Here is a 19,399-nt window from a genome sequence, read left to right as displayed (position 1 = left end):
AGTTTTATAAAAGAGGTAACTGATGCAACTGGACACCAAACCCTGGTATAAACAACTCTGGCCCTGGATCCTGATTGCCATTCCGGTGATTACGGCATTAAAAGCTGTGCACACCATAGTAGTGATGCAACAGCATAAGCCGGAAGTGGTGATCGACGATTATTATGCCGCGGGCAGAAGTATAAATCTGCAGCTAGCCAAATATCGTGAAGCCGCCCTGCGTAATCTGGACGCGCATATACTGGTAGCCGGTAACCGTGCTGTGGTGCGTTTTGCCGAAAATGCCGTCTTGGGTGACAAGATCCACCTTGATTTTTACCATCCGACCCTCGGCGCGCAGGATTTTGCTGTCGACGCTGAACGTAGTGGCGAATTGCTGTACGTAGCAACCCTGCCGCTGACACCGAATGGCCGCTGGCGCCTGACCGTCTCAGATGACTCTAATGAATGGCGCTTAAAAGCCAATCTAACCCTGCCGGCAGAGCAGGAAATTAAACTCGGTTATAACTAACCTTAAGTACGAAGGAATAGGCGTCTTGGGCGACCTGAAATGTTTTCACTGCCATGAGCCGGTGCTCACTGGCGACCGTTTTACCCTGCAGATTGATGGCACAGCGCAGCCCTTTTGTTGCGCTGGCTGTCAGGCTGTGGCCGATACCATTATCCAGAATGGTTTAGCCGATTATTACCGCTTTCGTACTGAGTCAGCGACTAAGGTTGCGGCCATGCCGGCGCAACTGGCGGCAGAGCTGGAAAACTTTGATCAGCCCGAGGTGCTGGCCGATATCAGCCGGCAGCAGGGCGAGCTGACCGAGCTGGAATTGTCCATCTCCGGCATGAGCTGCGCCGCCTGTGCCTGGTTAATTGAAAAGCAGCTAAAAAAACAGCCGCAGATCGCCAGCGTAACTATTAATTCCTCCACCCAGCGCGCCTTATTGCGCTGGGATAGCAAGGCGTTGCCACTAAGCCAGGTCTTAGGCCGCATCGCCGCCCTTGGTTATCAGGCCAGCCCCTTTGTCGCCGATCAGGAAGAACAAACCTTTAAGCAGGAACTGAACCGCTACCTGAAACGACTGGCGGTGTCTGGTATTCTGACCATGCAGGTGATGATGCTGGCCTTTGGCCTGTATTTTGGTGAGTTCACCGGCATTGAAAAATCGCACGAAGGCTACCTGCGCTGGATCAGTTTGTTATTAACGCTACCGGTGTTGTTGTATGCCGGTAAGCCCTTTACGGTTAGCGCCTGGCGCAGCATTAAGGCCCGGCAGATGAATATGGATGTGCCGGTCAGCCTGGCGCTGTGGTATACCTATCTGGCGTCATCCTATGCCACCGTCTTTCATACCGGTGAAGTCTATTTTGAATCAGTCTGTATGTTTATTTTCCTGCTGCAACTGGGCAAGTTTTTTGAATACCGGGCCCGGGCACAGGCGCGCGAAGCCACCAGCAACTTGTTGAAAATTATGCCGGTAACCGCCACCCAGCTCACTGCTAACGGGCCGCAAGCGACGTCGGCGCGGCGCCTGCAACCGGGTGATCGGATCCTGGTAAAGGCCGGTGAAACCCTGCCCGCTGATGGTCTGGTACTGGAAGGTCAAAGCTCGGTTGACGAATCGATGCTGACCGGTGAATACCGGCCGATCAGCAAAATGGCCGGTGAGCAGGTGTTGGCCGGCAGTATTAATCACGATGGCTTACTGACCATTCAGGTGACTGAAGTGCTGGCACACTCCCGGCTGGGACAAATCATCCAGCTGCAACAACAAACCCTGAGTCAAAAGCCCAAACTGGTCGAGAAAACCGATCAGTTGGCAAAATACTTCGTCGAGCGTTTACTGGTAATTGCCGTGCTGACTTTCGGCCTCTGGTATTTCTGGTGGAATCCGGATCGCGCATTTTGGGTGACGCTCTCGGTGTTGGTGGCAACCTGCCCTTGTGCCCTTAGCCTGGCGACGCCGACCGCCATTACCTGTGCCCTCGCCCGCCTCAACCGCCAGGGCATACTGATCAAAAACGCTCAGGCGTTAGAAGCCTTGCCACAGATCACCCATATTGTACTGGACAAAACCGGCACCCTGACCGAAGGTAAGTTTAGTGTCGAAAGCGTCGAGATGCTAAGCACGGCTTACACTGAGCAACAGGCACTGAATCTGATTGCAAATCTGGAACGTTACTCCGAACACCCGATAGCCCGAGCCTTTGCGCCCTATCAGACAGCTGCCGAAGAGCTGCAACAGGTAACGGTCAGTGTCGGTGCCGGGATCAGCGGGTACTGGCAACAACACGCGGTGCGGGTCGGCAGTGCCCGTTTTTGTCAGCTAAGCCGCACTGTCAGCGGCGCCATGGTCTATCTGACGATTAACCAGCAGCCGATAGCCGCTGTGACCCTGAGTGACAGAGTACGGCCGGAAGTTCCGGCGCTGCTCGCCAGTTTACAACAACAGGGCTATCAATTGGGGATGTTAACCGGCGACAGCTCATCACAGGCCGAGCAACTGGCCAGCGAATTACAGCTTAACTTTATGCATAAAGGCTGTACGCCAGAACAAAAAGTGACGCATATCCAGCAGCTGATTAGCGAAGGCAAGCAGGTACTGATGCTGGGCGATGGCATTAACGACAGCCCGGGCTTTAACGCTGCCCATATTTCGGTTGCAGTGCACTCAGGCGCCGATCTGTCTAAAAATCAGGCTGATGTCGTGTTGTTAAAACCCGATGTGAGTCTGTTAGCCGCATTGCTTAAAGGTGGCAAAACCACCGCCAGCGTGATAAGGCAAAATCTCGGATGGTCTGTCGGTTATAATTTGATTATTATTCCGCTGGCCGTAGCTGGTTTTGTCTCGCCCTATATTGCAGTGATCGGTATGTCGTTCAGCTCGTTATTGGTGGTATCGAATTCATTGAGGTTACTAAAGAAATGAGCATCATTTACGTACTTATCCCGATAGCCATCTTCTTTGTTGCGATGGGGATCTGGATTTTCTTCTGGGCGGTGCGCTCGAAACAGTTTGAAGATCTGGAAAAAGAAGGGTTGAGCATCCTGTTTGACGAGGACGATAAGCCAAAACCACCCGCGGACAAAGATGAGCCCTGATTATCTGGCCGCGCTGCTGATCGGCCTGCTGGGCAGCAGTCACTGCCTGGTGATGTGCGGCGGTATTGCCAGTGCCTTGCAACTGAGCGTGCCGGCTGAGCGCAGCAACTCAGGTTATACTTACCCCCTGTTACTCAGTGCCGGCCGCTTAACTACCTATAGCCTGTTTGGTGCCCTGGTCGGCTATTTTGGCCTGACCGCGATGCAGCTGGCCGGTGCCTCCATGCTCTGGTTACGGTTGCTGGCAGGCGTCTTACTGGTTGCTATGGCGCTCTATATCGCCCGACTCTGGTTTGGCCTGACGCAGCTGGAACGGCTCGGGCAAAAGCTCTGGCAACGCGTCCAGCCCTATACCAAGGCGCTGTTACCACTTGACTCAGCGACGAAAGCCTATCGTTATGGCCTGCTGTGGGGCTTTTTGCCCTGCGGCTTGGTTTATTCGACCCTTAGCTGGAGTCTGGCCAGCGGGAGTCCCTGGCATGGTGCCCTGCTGATGCTGAGTTTTGGCTTGGGCACCTTGCCGGCGATCCTGACCGTTGGTGGCGCCGCACAGCTGCTACGCCAGTTGAAAAACGCCTTGTGGTTTCGCTATAGCACCGCCGCTATACTGGCTATCTACGGCATTTATACGATATGGCTTGCTTTGCAGAGGTTAGTTTTTTAAGCTAGCTACTATATTAGGGAATTCAGGGTTTATTCGATGCAACGCTCGGCGATTAATTGTCAGGATTGTGGTTTTAGTCAGTTGTGCCTGCCGTTTTCACTCAACGATCAGGAAATGACCAAGCTGGATAACATTATTCAGCGCAAACGACCGTTGCATAAAGGCGATATCCTGTTTGAAAGCGGCACCGCCCTGAAAGCACTGTATGCTGTGCGTACCGGCTCCTTTAAAACCTTTACCCTGACCGAGCAAGGTGAGCAGCAAATTACCGGCTTCCATTTACCCGGCGATATTATCGGTTTTGATGCGATTAATACCCAGCAGCATATGAGCTACGCCGAAGCGCTGGAAACCGGCATGATTTGCGAGATCCCCTTTAACAACCTGGAAATGTTACTGGACCAGCTACCCAAGTTACGGCAGCAGATGATGCGGCTGATGAGTCAGGATATCCAGGCTGATCAGCAGATGTTGTTGCTGTTAAACCGCAAAACTGCCGAACAAAAACTGGCCACCTTTTTAAACCATCTGGCCTCGCGCTACGGTAACCGTGGTTTTTCCTCCAAAGCCTTCCGCCTGACCATGACCCGCAGTGATATCGGCAATTACCTGGGTTTAACCGTTGAAACCATTAGCCGGCTGCTGAGTAAATTACATAAAGATCAGATCATCGAAGTGGATGGCAAACTGATAACCATTTTAGATGCCCCTGCCTTAAGTAACCTCGCCGGTCAGTGTTAATCGGTATTTTGTTGATTTAACACAAAGGCCAGCCTACCAACTCCGGTTATGTTGACTACACTTAATCTAACAGATTGCGTGCATCAACCTGGTAACCGGAGTCATTATGTCGATTTATAACAATGTTTTAGTGGTATTAGATCCCACGACTGAACAACAGAAAGCCCTCGACCGCGCCCTGGAGCTAAGCCGCAAACAAGGCGGTAAACTGACCGCGTTTTTATCGGTATACGAATTCTCCTATGAGATGACCACCATGCTATCCGGTGACGAACGCGAAGCAATGAAGCAGGCGGTGATTAAAGATCGCGAAATCTGGGTCAGTGGCTTACTGCAGCAGGCTCAGGCGCAAGGACTGGAGATCAGTATTCAGGTGGTCTGGCATAACAGACCGTTCGAAGCCGTCGTCAAAGCTGTGCTGGAGCATAACTTTGATCTGGTGATCAAAGGCACCCATGACCACGATGTGCTGAAATCCATGATTTTCACCCCAACTGACTGGCATATTTTGCGCAAATGCCCCTGCCCGGTGCTGCTGGTAAAAGAGCATGCCTGGCCGGCGCAAGGTAATATTATCGCCGCTGTTAATGCCGGCAGTGAGCAGGAGCATCATAAATCCCTGAATAACAGGGTGATTGATAAAGCTAAACAAATGGCTGCCATGCTAAATGCCAGGGTACATCTGGTGAATGCCTACCCCGGTACTCCGGTTAATATCGCTATCGAGATCCCGGAATTTAATCCGCAGGAATATAACAGCACCATGCAGCGACATCATAAGGATGCGGTGAAACAACTGGCAGCCGAACATCAGATCCCGGCAGAGCAATGTCATGTGTTGGAAGGGATGCCGGAAGATGTGATCCCGAAATTGGCACGGCAGCTTGATGCCGAGATGGTACTAATTGGCACTATCGGCCGCACCGGCTTATCGGCGGCCATTATCGGTAATACCGCTGAGCATGTGATTGACCGTCTGGATTGTGATGTGCTGGCCTTAAAACCGGCCAATTTTGTCTGTCCGCTGGAGAAATCCTAGCCTTCCAGCCTCTGCCTCTTTTGAACGGGCGCACCCTTGGGTATAATGTGCGCCTTTTTTCTGTCTGGTAGTTAATGATGTCTCACGCGGCACAAGCGAAAGCCCAATATAATCTGAACAAGCTGCATAAACGGCTGCGCCGTAATGTCGGCCAGGCCATTGCTGATTTTGGCATGATCAGCGAAGGTGACAAGATCATGGTCTGTTTATCCGGCGGCAAAGACTCCTATACGCTGTTAGATATCCTGCTTAATCTGCAGCAATCTGCGCCGGTGAATTTCAGCATCGTTGCAGTTAACCTGGATCAGAAACAACCCGGCTTCCCGGCGCATGTGTTGCCGGAATATTTAAGCAGCATCGGCGTCGATTTTAAAATTGTTACTGAAGACACCTACTCGATCGTCAAAGAGAAGATCCCGGAAGGTAAAACCACCTGCTCACTGTGTTCACGGCTGCGCCGCGGTATTTTATATCGCACGGCAAAGGAGCTGGGCGCGACCAAGATAGCGCTGGGTCATCATCGAGATGATATGCTGGAAACCTTGTTTTTAAATATGTTCTACGGCGGCAAGATGAAGTCGATGCCGCCCAAGCTGATCAGCGACAATGGTGAACATATCGTGATCCGGCCACTGGCCTACTGCAGAGAAAAAGATATTGAAAAATACTCAGTGGCGAAAGGCTTCCCTATTATCCCCTGTAACCTCTGTGGCTCACAGGATGGTTTACAGCGGCAGGTGGTAAAAGAAATGCTGCAGGATTGGGATAAGCGCTTCCCCGGCCGCATTGAAACCATGTTCCAGGCGATGCAAAATATTGTACCTTCGCATCTGGCCGATAACAGTTTGTTCGATTTTAAAGCCATCAGCAAAGACAGCCCGTTAAACGGCGATGGTGATACCGCCTTTGATAAACCGGCCGTACCATCAGTACCGGTAGGTTTTGAGCAGGATGATGAAGAGCTGAGCGTGCATCAGACGGTAGAACTAAGCTAGTTTAGCCGCAATCTACCTTAAGTATTTTGCTTTAGAAAAGCCTGGTTAAAACCGGGCTTTTTAATTCTAGCTTGCTTATTCTTCCAGCAGACGGCGATTAAAACGGATCATGGCAGTGATTTCTTCAATATACTCATGACCGCGTTCAGAATACGCGCTTAAACCGTGCGCCAGGGCTTCACCACGCAGCGGCTTATTCTCGGCGCGGTGCTCAGCCCGGATATGCCGCAGCTTCTCATAAGTATGAAAGGTATTCAGATTGTAGAAGTAACTACGGATACTGGCCGCCGGGCTATCGAAGCGGGCGACTTCATGAAACTGATCTTCGGCACGATTTTGTGGGATCAGGCCACAGCCCTCCCGGAAACACCATTGCCCGAAAAAGTTATAGCCCTCGACCGCAAAGCGGCTGGTACCCCAGGCGGATTCATTGGCAGCCTGCATCAACACCAGACTTTCCGGCAGAATATCCACCCGCTTTAACAGCTCCTGCAACGCCTGCGGATCGGTTTCGGCCACATCCAGTTTAAACTCTTCATACAGGCTGTATAAAAAAGCGTATTCTTCCAGCGAGATACGCAGGTTTTTCTGCTTCTTTTCCGCAATATCTAATAGCTGCTCGCGCAACCAAAGTAAACGCTGGTTCTCGCGTTTTACATGTGGCCGCAGGTAATCAAAAAAGGCCTGTTTTTTGCGGTTAATGTCGCGGATCGCATTAAAGTCCGGTAATGGCTGTTTTGGAATATCTGCTTTCGGATACGCCAGGCGCTGCAGTAGCTTTTTCTGATCCGCTTCTGATAACGCAGTCAGCCGGCTTGGGATCTGCCATTCTTCCAAGGCTTCCGGCTCTTTAATTGGTTCCAGCTGACTAAAAGGGCTGGCGATAGCAATAACTACCCAAAGCCAAAACAGTAGCAGAATCAATTTACGAATTAAGAGCATTCACCACCTTTAATACTGGATTTGTACAAATAACGACCAAAACGGCCGCATATTCTACCGCCAATGAGGCCAGGATTCGATGAAAAAGTTCGAACTGCGCTTTTTTTCTGTTTTATTGCCTGAAAATATTGCAAATTTTTCTGTACTGAGAAACACTGCCATAGGCAGTTTTAGCTGTCTGGATGGATATTTTACTGAAGCAGGCAAACAAGATGAAAGCGGTAGAACGGTCAAATAAACTGGATGGGGTCTGTTACGATATTCGTGGCCCGGTGGCACGTGAAGCGAAACGGATGGAAGAAGAAGGCCACCGCATTCTGAAACTGAATATTGGTAACCCGGCGCCCTTTGGTTTTGAAGCGCCGGATGAAATTCTTAAGCATGTGATCCACAACCTGCCAACGGCACAGGGCTACTCAGACTCACAGGGTATCTATCCAGCCCGCGTGGCGGTAGCACAGTACTACCAGCAACGTGGTATTCTCGGTGCCGATGCGGATGATGTCTATATCGGTAATGGCGTCTCGGAGCTGATCCTGATGTCGCTGCAGGCACTGTTGAATAATGGTGATGAAGTGCTGGTGCCGATGCCGGATTATCCGCTGTGGACCGCCGCAGTGAATCTGGCTGGTGGTAAGGCGGTACATTACCTGTGTGATGAGCAACAGGACTGGCTGCCGGCACTGGATGATATCAAAGCGAAAATCAGCAAAAAAACCCGGGCCCTGGTCCTGATTAACCCGAATAATCCGACCGGCGCTGTCTATAGTGCGGATTTTCTGCGTCAGTTACTGCAGATCGCACGCGAGCATAAGTTGGTGGTGCTTAGCGACGAGATCTACGACAAGGTGCTGTACGATGGCACTGAGCATGTTAGCACTGCCGCGCTGGCCGACGATCTGGTGATGCTGACCTTTGGTGGCTTATCAAAAAATTACCGCATCGCCGGTTTTCGCATTGGCTGGTTATTTATTTCCGGCGCCAAGCAGGCGGCACGCCAATATATCGAAGGCTTGAATATTCTGGCCTCGATGCGGCTTTGTGCCAACGTGCCCTGCCAGCATGCAGTACAAACCGCGCTGGGTGGCTATCAGAGTATTAATGAGCTGGTGGTACCGGGTGGGCGGTTATATGATCAGATGGATCTGGCGCACAAACTGGTGACCGAGATTGATGGCATCAGCTGTATGCGCCCCAAGGGAGCGATGTATCTGTTTCCGAAGATCGATCTTAAAAAATACCGGATTCAGGACGACGAGCTGTTTGTGCTGGATTTTCTGCGCCAGCACAAGGTATTACTGGTGCATGGCCGGGCTTTTAACTGGCCAGAGCCGGATCATTTCCGTATTGTCACGCTACCGCACAAAGAACAACTGACGCAGGCGATTAGCCGCCTGGGCCAGTTCTTACAAAGCTACAGTCAATATTAAGCTGCATATGGCTGCGGCCTGACAACAGGCCGCAGCGGCTCTTAACCTGGCGCTTAGTTCAGCTTACGGTCGACCCAGAATTTAGTTCCTTTGATGGTAGCCTGTAACGCCAGGCCTGCTTCAGTAAACTGATAGATAGTCACCTCATCAACACTGGCTTCAGCCCCGACGGCAGCGCCTTTGTCACCGGCTTTGGCGGCGGCGTCCGCCTGAGCACCAAAGGCCCAGCCCTGTTCAATAAAACGGTTCATCGCCTGCTCAGTGTGAAACACCATCACTAAGCGAAAGTCTTTCACACCGGCGCCCAAGCCGACACCGACCTCGCCCATGCGCATATAGGTATCGGCGCCGCTACGGTTGTTACGCACCACGCCATAACCCCCACCAAAGCTGGCCAGCAGCAGATTGACATTGGCATTGCTAAATACCGCATAGCCCGGTGCGCTGGCGACTTCAGGCCGGGCACTGGCTTTCTCGCGATACAACTCAGTTAGCACCTGCTGCCGCATCTCATTAATAGCAGTACGCTGCTCAGTCGGGGTAGCATTTAACCCGGCGGCGCAGCCTTGTAGCATAAATAATAGTACCGCCAGCAAAGCTGTTTTTATCCACATAGTCCCTCTCCTCTTTGACTGTCTTAGCGACCTTAACAGCATAGAGCTTAGCTCAACTATCTGAATCCGCGGTTAATCGCATTCAGGGTACTGTCAGAGCCTGCTGTATTGTCAGCGCCACAGTTAGCAGGTATGCTCCGACAGTCAATAGCCATCCGGATAGCAATATGTCTGCAGAGTTCTCGTTCCAGGCCAGCTTTGAAGCCTTTACCAATCAGCTGGCCGCTGTAGTGTTTTATGCCTTTTCCTTTAATGGGGTACCAATCCCGCTGGTGATGATCTGGCTGATCAGTGGCGCCCTGATTTTTACCTTTTATCTCGGGTTTATTAATATCCGCGGCTTTGGCTACGCTATCCGGCGCTTATTTGCCAAGCCGGAAGCCGGCAGCAGCGGCGAGATTTCGCCCTATAAAGCCCTGACCACAGCCTTATCCGGTACCGTTGGTACCGGTAATATTGCCGGGGTGGCAGTAGCCATTAGTTTGGGTGGTCCCGGCGCGACCTTCTGGATGATTATGGCCGGCCTGCTTGGCATGTCGACCAAATTTGTGGAATGTACGCTGGCGGTGAAGTACCGCCAGCTTAATGCGGATGGCAGCGTCTCCGGCGGGCCGATGTACTATATTAAGGCGGCGCTGGATAAATATCAGTTACCCTGGTTTGGCAGCGCGCTGGCAGTATTCTTCTCCATTGCCGTGATCTTTGGCTCAGCTGGCTTTGTGCACGTGAATCAGGGCTTTGTGCAGGTACAAAGCGTCACTGGCTTTGATAATGCCTGGTTGTTTGGCGCGATCTACGCTGCGTTGATTGGCGCTGTGATTATCGGCGGCATTAAAAGTATCGCCAATGTCACCAGCAAGCTGGTGCCGCTAATGTGCGCCATCTACCTGCTGGCAGCGCTGATCGTGATTGGCAGCCATCTCTCTGCGGTACCGGCTGCACTTTGGCTGATTGTCCAAAGCGCCTTTGCTCCCGACGCCGCCTACGGTGGTTTTATTGGTGTGTTAATTCAGGGTTTTCGCCGTGCCGCTTACTCCAATGAAGCCGGCATCGGCTCGTCACCGATCGCCCATGCCGCCGCGAAAACCAAGGATCCAGTATCCCAGGGTTTTGTTGGCCTGCTAGAGCCCTTTATTGATACGGTGGTGATCTGCACTATTACTGCACTGGTGATTATTCTGACCGGTGCCTATCAGATGCAGGGGCTGGACGGCGTACAAATTACCTCCAGTGCTTTTGCCTCGGTATTCGATTGGTTCCCACTGGTCTTGATGGTGGCCTTGCTGCTGTTTGGCTTTTCGACGGTACTCAGCTGGTCTTACTATGGCCTGACCGGCTGGCGTTATATCGTCGGCACCCACCCCCGACTCACTACGCTATACAAACTGCTGTTCTGTGGCATGGTATCGATGGGAGCGGTGCCGAGCATTATGGCGGTGTTTGATTTTATCGATTCGATGATTTTTTTGATGGCAGTGCCGAATATCCTGGCGCTGTACTTATTATTGCCGGAAGTAAAACGCGATCTGCAGCATTACTGGCAGCAAAAAATCACGGCGCGAGCCACAGCCGGTAAACAGGCTTAGCCCAAGGCAATCGCTAAGCCGCCGCATAAAGCGGATGGCTTAGCGTTGTCCTAGGGGATCCTGGCGTGATGCGATGCCAAATCAGGCGGCGTGGCCGGCAGCAACAGCTTTCAGCCCTTTGCTGTTGGTATCATCCTGCTTTGCTGTGGACTGCTCCTCGCTGTCCTGCTTGCCGGCTTTGGCCGCTTTTTTAACGCCCAGCGCCACCAGCAAGGGCTCTTTTTGCTGCGCCAGATACAGTGCCAGCGCCTCTGCCTGAGCTTCATCTGTCAGCTGACCAGACGCAGACAACAACACCTGTAGCGCATCAGCCGTATCCAGCATTTTATCGTAGGCATCGGCTTCCGCTTTACTGGTAAAGGTCATTTTTTCTACTCCACTGCGTTCCACGACATATTTGGTGATCACTGCCATTTTTTGACTCCTCAGTACGCTGACTGCGTTATTATCCGAAACTGTTTATTTATACAGTATAAATTTAGGGAAGTCTAGCATCGCTTCTGGATCGCATTTACTTTATGATAAGTTACTGAATCGTTATTAATTGGTGGACTAGGATGACGGAAAAATGGCAAGCCCGGCGCTCTGATGCGCCGGATAACAGACCCAGAGATCACCGTACGCCCTGGCAGCGCGACCGGGCCAGAGTATTGCACTCGGCAGCATTTCGCCGTCTGCAGTCGAAAACCCAGATCCTCGGCATCGGTCAGAACGATTTTTACCGCACCCGCCTGACTCACTCGCTGGAAGCCGCGCAAATAGGCACCGGCCTGGTTAACCAACTAAGGTTAAATTGTCCACCGGCGCTGCAAGGCTTATTACCCGATGATAGCCTGATGGAAGCACTCTGTCTGGCGCATGATTTGGGGCATCCGCCCTTTGGTCATGGCGGTGAAACCGCACTGAATTTTAAAATGTTAGCCTATGGTGGCTTTGAGGGTAATGGCCAAACGCTAAGGATCGTTGCCAAGCTCGAACCCTATACCGAGTTTCATGGTATGGACCTTACCCGCCGCACCCTGCTTGGCTTGCTGAAGTACCCGGTATTACAACCCGAAATCCCACTGCTGCCCAGCGTCGATAATCCACTGAGTCTGGCCGATTGGAAACCGGCTAAGGCCATTTTCGCCGCCGACAGTGATATTCTGGACTGGGTGCTGGCGCCGCTCAGTGCAGCCGATCGGCAAAGCTTTCAGCAGGTACAACAGCTGACACAGTCGCCGTGGCAAAAGTCCTGCCACAAGTCTCTGGATGCCTCCATTATGGAACTGGCCGACGATATCGCTTATGGCGTGCATGATCTGGAAGATGCGATAGTGCTTGGCAACCTGCGCTATCAACAATGGCAGGATTTTACTGCCGCACCTTTTGCCCAGTTGGATCAAGCATATCAGCGACAGCTGGCCGAACTGGCCACTAAGTTATTTAGTCCCAAACATCATTTACGCAAAGATGCCATTGGCTCACTGGTTAATCAGTTAATTACCTCGGTTAGCCTCTATCAAAGCCTGCCGTCTTGCCAAGAACCGCTGATCCGCTACAATGCCCGGCTGGCAGATGCTGAGCAGCATATGTTACAGACCCTGAAAAATCTGGTTTACCGCTGCGTGATCCAGCTGCCGGAGATCCAGCAGTCGCGTTTTCGCTGTCAGAATATGCTGTTAAAGTTGTTCGATGCCTTTAGCTCAGATCCACAGCGCTTGTTACCGCTAAATACCCAGGCCCGCTGGCAGGCTGCGGTTGATAACACTGCCAAACAGCGGGTTATTTGCGATTATCTTTCCGGAATGACTGACGATTACGCCGAACGGATGCATCAGACATTGTTTGGGAACTAGTGCTCTTTCCAGTTAATTATGACGTGTTCAGCGTTTGCCAGGGCTTTCAAGGCAAGGCGACTCGTTGAAGGCATAGTGGTGCTCTGTCAAGACGAGACAACGCGGCATTGGAAGTCCTGGCAAACGCCCGCAGGGTCGGCTTAAAATGCCCTCAGACATCGTTGCTTGTTTTTGATTTAGCGCCACTAAACCTGCAAACAAGCGCCTTGCCTGAGGGCATTTTAATTCCGACTGAATCATTCATAATTAACTGGAAAGAACACTATCAGTCAGAAAAGGAGTGACAGTGCAGTCACCACTACGCGTATTAGCCGGTGCTACCGCCTGGCGCCATATCCAGCAGGCTGGCCTGAAGGCGGATGATATTGAGGTGATGGTCGGCGCCAGCGGCGGTCCGAAATGGTTTTGCCTCTATGGTTTAGATCAGTATCTGTTATCTGAGTTTTTTGCCGGCCGTCAGAAACCATTACATTTATTAGGCAGCTCCGCCGGAGCCTGGCGTTTTAGCTGCTATGCCCAGCAGGATGCCGTCGCCGCATCAGCCCGTTTCGCCAAAGCCTATTCTGAGATCTGCTACCCGAAAGGTGCCGATCTGAAGCTGATTACCCGGATCTCGCATGCCATTATCGACCAGGTCCTGCCAACAGCCAACCATTGTCGCGAAGTGCTGGATAATCCGGTGATGAAGCTACATCTGATTGTTGATCGGGCGAAAGGTCTGACCCGCACCCGCAACAGCCTGTTACAGGGTGCAGCGCTCGGCCTGACCGCTACTGCCAACCTGCTGAACCGCTCCTTACTGCAGTTTTTTTATCAGCGGGTACATTTTTATGCGCCCGGAGCCTGCGCCTCTCTGATGCACAGTGCGGAACTGCCGACCGAACATGTCGCCCTAAACGATGACAATCTGAAAGCGGCGATTCTTGCCAGTGGCTCCATCCCGATGGTACTGGAACCGATTGAGAATATCAGCCACGCCAAACCGGGCCGCTATTTTGACGGCGGCATTACCGACTATCATTTTAATCAGTCCTTTACTGAACAGGGACTGGTACTCTACCCACATTTTTACCCCAGCCTGACGCCGGGCTGGTTTGATAAAGCCCTGCCCTGGCGCCGGGTGAAGCCGGCGCTGCTGCATAATGTGGTGATCCTCTGTCCCAGCGACGCCTGGGTGCGCAGCCTGCCCTATGCCAAGATACCGGATCGCAAAGACTTTAAACTGCCCGATGCTGAGCGTATCGTCTATTGGCAGGAAGTCCTGCAGCGCTCACATGAACTGGCCGCCGCCTTTGCCAGCGGCGATTATCAACTTGAGTTACTGTAGCAAGGGCTCGCGATAAATCTCCAACTGCTGACACAAGGTCGCTGCAGCATCCAGGATCCGTGGCGTCGCGCGGTATAGCTGATTAGCATCCAGCGTGATAAAGGCGTGCTGCTGTACCGCCGGTAGCTGCGTAAAGCGCTGCCAGAACGCATTATGTTCAGTTTTCGCTTCGCGGCTAGCCTGCACTATTACTGCTGGCTGGCGGGCTAACAACTGCTCCAGCGCTACCTGCGGATAATCGGTTTTCGCATCGGCAAAGATATTTTGTGCCGCACACAGCGATAATACCTGCGCTGGCCAGGCTTGATTGGCAACCGTCATTAAAGGCTCAGTCCCGAGCGCAAAGAATACCGGCACTGCTGGTTTGGCCTGATACTGTGCCGCCAGTTGCTGTTGTCGTTGCCGGAAAGCAGCGGCCTGCTGCTGTCCTTGCTCTACCTGACCTAGTAGCAGCCCTAACTCAACAAGCTCGCTGGCAATATCATCCAGTAATACTGGCTCAGAATAAAACACCCGAATGCCGAATTGCTGCAGGCGCTGTAAATCGGCCTCCGGATTACCGCCACGCCAGGCCAGCACCAGATCTGGCTTCAGCGCCAGGATCGCCTCGACATTTAAGGCACCGAAGGTATTAAAGGACGGCAAGGATTTGGCCGCCTCCGGATAATCGGAATAATCGCTTACCGCCACCAGCCGCTCACCGGCGTCGAGCAAATACACCCATTCGGTCAGATGCGGGGTCAGGCTGATCAGCCGTTGCGGTACTGCGCTGGTCGCGGCCTGGCTACTTAAAGGCAGCCACAGTAGCAGGCAAAGCAGCAGATATGGGCGCATCTTACCAATCCAGACCGCGCTGTGCTTTGACACCAGCATCGAAAGCATGTTTCACCACCTGTACCTCACTGACCGTGTCAGCTAACTCAATTAAACGACGATGACAGGCGCGGCCGGTGATCACCACATGTTGTTTTGCTGGCCGATTTAATAGCGCCCGTTCAATTCGCTCCAGCGGCAGATAATGGAAGGTCAGCATATAGGTCAGTTCATCCAGCAGCACCAGATCGATGCTGTCGTCAGCCAAAAAGCGCTCCGCTTCCTGCCACACCAACTCTGCCGCGGCAATATCACCGGCCCGATCCTGCGTATCCCAGGTAAAGCCGGTGGCCATTACCGCAAACTCCACGCCATGTTGCTGCAGTAAATTACGCTCACCACAGTCCCAGCTACCTTTAATAAACTGCACCACCGCTGCCGTTAAGCCATGTCCGACGGCACGGGCCACAGTACCAAAACCGGCTGTGGACTTCCCCTTACCATTGCCGGTTAACACCAATAGCAGCCCTTTCTCAATATTGGCACGGGCTACCGCCGCATCAACCTGAGCTTTTAGCCGTTGCTGTCTGGCCTGATGCTGCTGTTGTTTAAGCTGCTCTGACATCTGTACTCCCCATTACACCCGTCGCCGTAGCAACAATAAGAAAAAGAGACTTCCCAGCACTGAGGTAATGACCCCTAGCGGGATTTCCTGCTGTGCCAACAAGGTCCGCGATAGATTATCGACCCATAACATAAAGACCGCGCCCAATAAGGCCGATCCCAGCAGCAAGGGCACAGCGGTGACACCAAACAAATAACGCACCATATGTGGCACCAACAGACCGACAAAGGCGATACCGCCGCATTGTGACACAATCACCGCACTGACCAGCGCCGTGGCAATCAGCAACACCAGGCGCAGCCGCTCGGGCCGGATGCCGAGGCTGCGGGCGCTACTGTCTGATAATAACAGTGCATCCAGTTGCCGTCGTAGTGCCAGCGCCAGCAGCAGCAGCAAGACGACCGGAGGGCCAATTAACATTAAGCTTTGCCAGCTGCTGCGGCTTAAACTGCCCATTAACCAGAAGATCACCCGATTGGCGGCAAAGGGCTCGGCAAAATACAAAATAAAGCTGCTGATGGCGCTGAGCATAAAGGATACCGCCACCCCGGCTAACAGCGTGATCTCAATACGTTGTCGTTGCTGACGCATGGCTACCGCCAGCACCAGCACAATCGCCAGCATAGCCCCGACAAAGGCACCCAGCGCCATACTCAGTTGCTGCTCTGGCAACACGATGCTGACAATAGTCGCGCCCAGTGCTGCACCGGCCATCAAACCAAATAAATAAGGATCGGCCAGTGGATTACGGCTGGCATTTTGTAACACAGCGCCGCTGACCGCTAAGCCAGCCCCAACCAGTAAGGCAGTCAGTACCCGTGGCAACCGCAATTGCCAGATAATGGTTTCGGCCAGTGGCTCAGTCCCGTTGAACTGCAGTGCCGCCGCCAGCGTCGACAACGGAAAGGAGACACTGCCAAGCAACAGGCTTATCACGACACTTACCAGCAACACCAGTGCGAGCGCAGTTAACGCCAACGGGTAATAACGGCTCCAGCGGCTCATAATGCGACCTGCGGGCTGATAAACTGTACCTGCCACCAACCATATTGCGGATGCTGACTGACTGCTACCGGTAACTCAAATACCTCGCTCAGTAATGCCGGTTGCAACACCTGATCCGGACGACCAAAGGCACGCACCTTGCCCTGGTCCAACAGCAATAATGTGTGACAATAGCGCGCAGCGAGATCCAGATCATGGATAGCGCAAATGACGGTTTTTTTCAGCTGCAACAGCAGTTGAAGCAACTGATGCTGATGTTTCACATCCAGATGATTAGTCGGCTCGTCCAGCAATAACACACTGGCCTGTTGTACCAGTGCCCGGGCCAACGTCAGGCGTTGCCATTCGCCACCCGACAGGCTCTCGACCGGCTGCTGTTGTTTCTCCAGCAAACCGGTTTGACTGAGCGCCAGCAACACTTGTTGCCGGTCATAATCGTTATCCGGTTCAAACCAACTTTTGTGCGGCAAGAGCCCAAGTGCAGCCACCTGATAACAGCTTAAACCGGTTAAAGGTGGATTATGCTGCGGTAAGAATGCCAGCTGCCTGGCTAATTGCCGTAGTGGGATGCTGGCCAGAGATTTACCGGCAAACAACAGCTTGCCACTGTCCGGCGCCGGACAACCACTTAACAGCGACAGCAAAGAGCTTTTGCCGGCACCATTCGGGCCAATAATTCCCACCAGCTCACCGGGTGCCAGCTCCAGGCTAATATCCTGCAGCACCTGAGTGCGCTGGCGCTGCTGCGGATAGCTCAGACTAATTTGCTGTAATGAATAAATGGCGCTCACGCGATTGTCCAGTTAGTTAATGGGCAGCAACCAAGGACAACCGGCAGTGCAAGCTGCAGGCAGGGCAAAGGCGCTACCGTGTATTCCCGCACGGGCGTATCAAAGGCATAATTCGTGTTCTGGCAGGTCTCCTGACTTAACGCGATAACCCACAGCCACCTTCCCGTTATCAATACTGACACAGTGGTATTAGCTGCAGCGCGTTTCACAGTTGCGGGTACAGTTCAGGTATTCCACCTGATTCCCTTTTCAAGCACGTTGCTCACCAGACTGCGGCATTCTAGCAGCTAAGACCGCCAACTGCCAGAGCGTCGAACTGCAGTAAAAATCCATGGGCGTAGTGATGTTTGCGGCCTGAAGAGTCCGCGCTAGCGAACAAAATCTAAGCAGCAAACGTCAACACACCCTAAATTCAGCTAAGCTGTTAAGGGTATTTAGCTATGACGAGGATAAGTTATGACAATTAAGGTGCTTGCGATCTGTGGTAGTTTACGCGCCCGCTCGACTAACCGCGGTTTATTGCGTTTTGCCCAGGCAAACGCCCCCACCGGCATGAAGATCCATATTGCCGATTTGCTGGATGTGCCTTTCTATAATGCCGATCTGGCAGAGAAACCCGCGGCCGTAAGCACCCTGCTGCAAGAGTTTGCCGAGGCGGATGCCCTGCTACTGGCCTGTCCGGAGTACAATTACTCACTGGCGCCAGCGTTGAAAAATGCGCTGGATTGGGCCTCACGGGAGCCGGATAACCACTTGTTACGCGGCAAACCGGTGGCGATCCTCGGCTCTGCCGGTGGTATGGGCAGCTCGCGCTCACAATACCATTTACGCCAGGTCTGTGTTTATCTGGACTTACACCCCCTGAATAAGCCGGAAGTCTTTGCTAATGCCTTTAGCGGCGCCTTTGACCACGAGGGTAACTTGCTGGACCAAAAGATCCAGGACAATATCCGGCAATTGCTGCAAGCATTGTCCCTTTGGCAGAAACAATTAAGCCTGCCTGTTGGCTGACGTAAGCGAAAATAGTGTTATAATATCGCGTGTTTAAGGGCGCAATGCCTGGTCTTTGCCTGCAAGGCGTCAGCCATAGCTATGTTGGGTGAGTGCCAGGTGAGTGTTGGGTGATAAAAGGATTTATAAATAGCTGATGCGGATTCTGGGATTGTTATTAGCTTTGAGTGTTATGCTGCCGGTTTATGCCACCGCGCCGGCTGAGTCTGTGCTGGAGTTTCGCCAGGCGCTGGGCTCACCGGCTTCCCGCTATAGCCAAAGCCTGCTAACAGAAGCTTATCAACGGCTTGGTGTCGAAGCCCGGTTTATCGAGGTGCCGCTGGGTCGCAGTTTAATCGAATCCGATAAAGGTAATCTGGCCGGTGAGCTGGCGCGCGTGCTGCATATTAACCAACAGTATAAGAATCTGTTGCCAGTGCCTTATGTGCTGTTTGATACCCATGTTTACCTCTATGTTAACCAGCAACGCTGTGCCGGTTGTCAGCTGTCACAAGTCCAAAGCCTGGCCTATGTTCGCGGCACCTTAATTGTCGAAGAGTTACTGCGGAAGTTACCCGCCTCGCGTCAGGTGATTGGCAGCGGTAGTCTGGATGCCGCCAAACAAATGTTTTTGACTGGCAAAGTCGATGGCGTACTGTTTCCGGCATACAAACTCAATGCCACTAGCCCATTCCCGATCAGTGAGCAAATTCTACAAAGCCTGCCGGATTATCATTTTCTACACCGACAACATCAGGAGCTGATCCCGAGGCTAACGCAGATGTTGTTTCAGCTGGAGCGTGAAGGTTTTGCCGAGCGTCTGCGGTTAAAATACGGCGTACCAGCACCGCGACGCCAGCTTTCGCGCAATGAAAAGCCTTTTGCCGAGTACTAACGTCATTTCG

The 19,399-nt window shown here is 52.5% G+C and carries 21 protein-coding genes and 1 riboswitch; of the genes, 14 read left to right on the top strand and 7 right to left on the bottom strand.

Going from position 1 to position 19,399, the window contains the following annotated elements:
* The first annotated feature begins 22 nt into the window (after positions 1–22).
* The 7 genes from AEST_RS15855 to ttcA all read left to right on the top strand — a co-directional run bounded on the left by AEST_RS15855 (position 23) and on the right by ttcA (position 6,533).
* Positions 23–511 (top strand): FixH family protein, encoded by a 489-nt coding sequence (locus AEST_RS15855; RefSeq protein ID WP_008610261.1) that lies wholly within the window; start codon positions 23–25, stop codon positions 509–511.
* A 25-nt stretch (positions 512–536) separates the two neighbouring features.
* Complete coding sequence (locus tag AEST_RS15850; protein ID WP_008610260.1) at positions 537–2,921, top strand: heavy metal translocating P-type ATPase; 2,385 nt, start codon at positions 537–539, stop codon at positions 2,919–2,921.
* The gene (ccoS, locus tag AEST_RS15845) at positions 2,918–3,094 is read left to right on the top strand and encodes a cbb3-type cytochrome oxidase assembly protein CcoS (protein ID WP_008610259.1); all 177 of its coding nucleotides are present in this window, start codon (positions 2,918–2,920) and stop codon (positions 3,092–3,094) included. The genes AEST_RS15850 and ccoS overlap by 4 nt, the downstream gene beginning before the upstream one ends.
* Entirely contained in the window at positions 3,084–3,758 is a 675-nt protein-coding gene (locus AEST_RS15840; RefSeq protein WP_008610258.1) for a sulfite exporter TauE/SafE family protein, read from the top strand. The genes ccoS and AEST_RS15840 overlap by 11 nt, the downstream gene beginning before the upstream one ends.
* Positions 3,759–3,794: 36 nt before the next feature.
* Positions 3,795–4,499 carry a fumarate/nitrate reduction transcriptional regulator Fnr gene (gene fnr, locus AEST_RS15835; protein WP_008610257.1) on the top strand — a complete coding sequence of 235 codons (705 nt, stop codon included), beginning with the start codon at positions 3,795–3,797 and terminating at the stop codon, positions 4,497–4,499.
* A gap of 106 nt (positions 4,500–4,605) precedes the next feature.
* Positions 4,606–5,538 carry a universal stress protein UspE gene (gene uspE, locus AEST_RS15830; RefSeq protein ID WP_008610256.1) on the top strand — a complete coding sequence of 311 codons (933 nt, stop codon included), beginning with the start codon at positions 4,606–4,608 and terminating at the stop codon, positions 5,536–5,538.
* Between the two features lie 77 nt (positions 5,539–5,615).
* Positions 5,616–6,533, top strand: coding sequence for a tRNA 2-thiocytidine(32) synthetase TtcA (gene ttcA, locus AEST_RS15825; RefSeq protein WP_039925673.1), 918 nt, complete (start codon positions 5,616–5,618; stop codon positions 6,531–6,533).
* A gap of 75 nt (positions 6,534–6,608) precedes the next feature.
* On the opposite strand, the gene AEST_RS15820 is transcribed toward ttcA, so the two are convergent.
* Positions 6,609–7,475 carry a glucosaminidase domain-containing protein gene (locus AEST_RS15820; RefSeq protein ID WP_008610254.1) on the bottom strand — a complete coding sequence of 289 codons (867 nt, stop codon included), beginning with the start codon at positions 7,473–7,475 and terminating at the stop codon, positions 6,609–6,611.
* 79 nt (positions 7,476–7,554) lie between these two features.
* Here AEST_RS15820 and AEST_RS17220 point away from each other — a divergent pair, with 79 nt between their 5' ends.
* Positions 7,555–7,713 carry a hypothetical protein gene (locus AEST_RS17220; protein WP_008610253.1) on the top strand — a complete coding sequence of 53 codons (159 nt, stop codon included), beginning with the start codon at positions 7,555–7,557 and terminating at the stop codon, positions 7,711–7,713.
* A complete protein-coding gene (locus AEST_RS15815) occupies positions 7,688–8,905 on the top strand; it encodes a pyridoxal phosphate-dependent aminotransferase (RefSeq protein WP_008610252.1) in 1,218 nt (405 codons plus the stop codon). The genes AEST_RS17220 and AEST_RS15815 overlap by 26 nt, the downstream gene beginning before the upstream one ends.
* A gap of 53 nt (positions 8,906–8,958) precedes the next feature.
* Here the strand turns inward: AEST_RS15815 and AEST_RS15810 are convergent, their stop codons facing one another.
* Positions 8,959–9,519 carry a lipid-binding SYLF domain-containing protein gene (locus AEST_RS15810; protein WP_008610251.1) on the bottom strand — a complete coding sequence of 187 codons (561 nt, stop codon included), beginning with the start codon at positions 9,517–9,519 and terminating at the stop codon, positions 8,959–8,961.
* Between the two features lie 167 nt (positions 9,520–9,686).
* Here AEST_RS15810 and AEST_RS15805 point away from each other — a divergent pair, with 167 nt between their 5' ends.
* The gene (locus AEST_RS15805; protein WP_008610250.1) at positions 9,687–11,105 is read left to right on the top strand and encodes an alanine/glycine:cation symporter family protein; all 1,419 of its coding nucleotides are present in this window, start codon (positions 9,687–9,689) and stop codon (positions 11,103–11,105) included.
* A gap of 81 nt (positions 11,106–11,186) precedes the next feature.
* Here the strand turns inward: AEST_RS15805 and AEST_RS15800 are convergent, their stop codons facing one another.
* Complete coding sequence (locus AEST_RS15800) at positions 11,187–11,519, bottom strand: YebG family protein (protein WP_008610249.1); 333 nt, start codon at positions 11,517–11,519, stop codon at positions 11,187–11,189.
* 143 nt (positions 11,520–11,662) lie between these two features.
* On the opposite strand from AEST_RS15800, the gene AEST_RS15795 reads away from it, so the two are divergent.
* Positions 11,663–12,943, top strand: a complete 1,281-nt coding sequence (locus AEST_RS15795) for an anti-phage deoxyguanosine triphosphatase (protein WP_008610248.1) — start codon at positions 11,663–11,665, stop codon at positions 12,941–12,943.
* A gap of 286 nt (positions 12,944–13,229) precedes the next feature.
* Positions 13,230–14,270, top strand: a complete 1,041-nt coding sequence (locus AEST_RS15790) for a patatin-like phospholipase family protein (RefSeq protein ID WP_008610247.1) — start codon at positions 13,230–13,232, stop codon at positions 14,268–14,270.
* Here AEST_RS15790 and AEST_RS15785 read toward each other — a convergent pair.
* Genes AEST_RS15785 through AEST_RS15770 form a run of 4 tightly spaced genes read right to left on the bottom strand, consistent with a single transcriptional unit; the run spans position 14,262 to position 17,504 of the window.
* On the bottom strand, positions 14,262–15,104 hold the full coding sequence (locus AEST_RS15785; RefSeq protein ID WP_008610245.1) for a cobalamin-binding protein: 843 nt from the start codon (positions 15,102–15,104) through the stop codon (positions 14,262–14,264). The genes AEST_RS15790 and AEST_RS15785 overlap by 9 nt on opposite strands.
* A 1-nt stretch (position 15,105) precedes the next feature.
* Positions 15,106–15,708 (bottom strand): cob(I)yrinic acid a,c-diamide adenosyltransferase, encoded by a 603-nt coding sequence (gene cobO / locus AEST_RS15780; RefSeq protein ID WP_008610244.1) that lies wholly within the window; start codon positions 15,706–15,708, stop codon positions 15,106–15,108.
* Between the two features lie 12 nt (positions 15,709–15,720).
* Positions 15,721–16,713 (bottom strand): FecCD family ABC transporter permease, encoded by a 993-nt coding sequence (locus AEST_RS15775; protein ID WP_008610243.1) that lies wholly within the window; start codon positions 16,711–16,713, stop codon positions 15,721–15,723.
* Positions 16,710–17,504: an ABC transporter ATP-binding protein gene (locus AEST_RS15770; protein WP_008610242.1), complete on the bottom strand. Its 795-nt coding sequence runs from the start codon at positions 17,502–17,504 to the stop codon at positions 16,710–16,712. The genes AEST_RS15775 and AEST_RS15770 overlap by 4 nt, the downstream gene beginning before the upstream one ends.
* Positions 17,505–17,608: 104 nt before the next feature.
* Positions 17,609–17,789, bottom strand: a riboswitch (cobalamin riboswitch).
* 171 nt (positions 17,790–17,960) lie between these two features.
* Here AEST_RS15770 and AEST_RS15765 point away from each other — a divergent pair.
* On the top strand, positions 17,961–18,515 hold the full coding sequence (locus AEST_RS15765; RefSeq protein ID WP_008610241.1) for an NADPH-dependent FMN reductase: 555 nt from the start codon (positions 17,961–17,963) through the stop codon (positions 18,513–18,515).
* Between the two features lie 136 nt (positions 18,516–18,651).
* Positions 18,652–19,389, top strand: coding sequence for a hypothetical protein (locus AEST_RS15760; RefSeq protein ID WP_008610240.1), 738 nt, complete (start codon positions 18,652–18,654; stop codon positions 19,387–19,389).
* The last annotated feature ends 10 nt before the right edge of the window (positions 19,390–19,399 follow it).

Origin of the sequence: Alishewanella aestuarii B11 (assembly GCF_000280055.1) — a bacterium.
Lineage (GTDB): Bacteria > Pseudomonadota > Gammaproteobacteria > Enterobacterales > Alteromonadaceae > Alishewanella > Alishewanella aestuarii.
The sequence above is the reverse complement of the archived record's forward strand: the minus strand, read 5'-3'. Positions and strand labels throughout refer to the sequence as shown.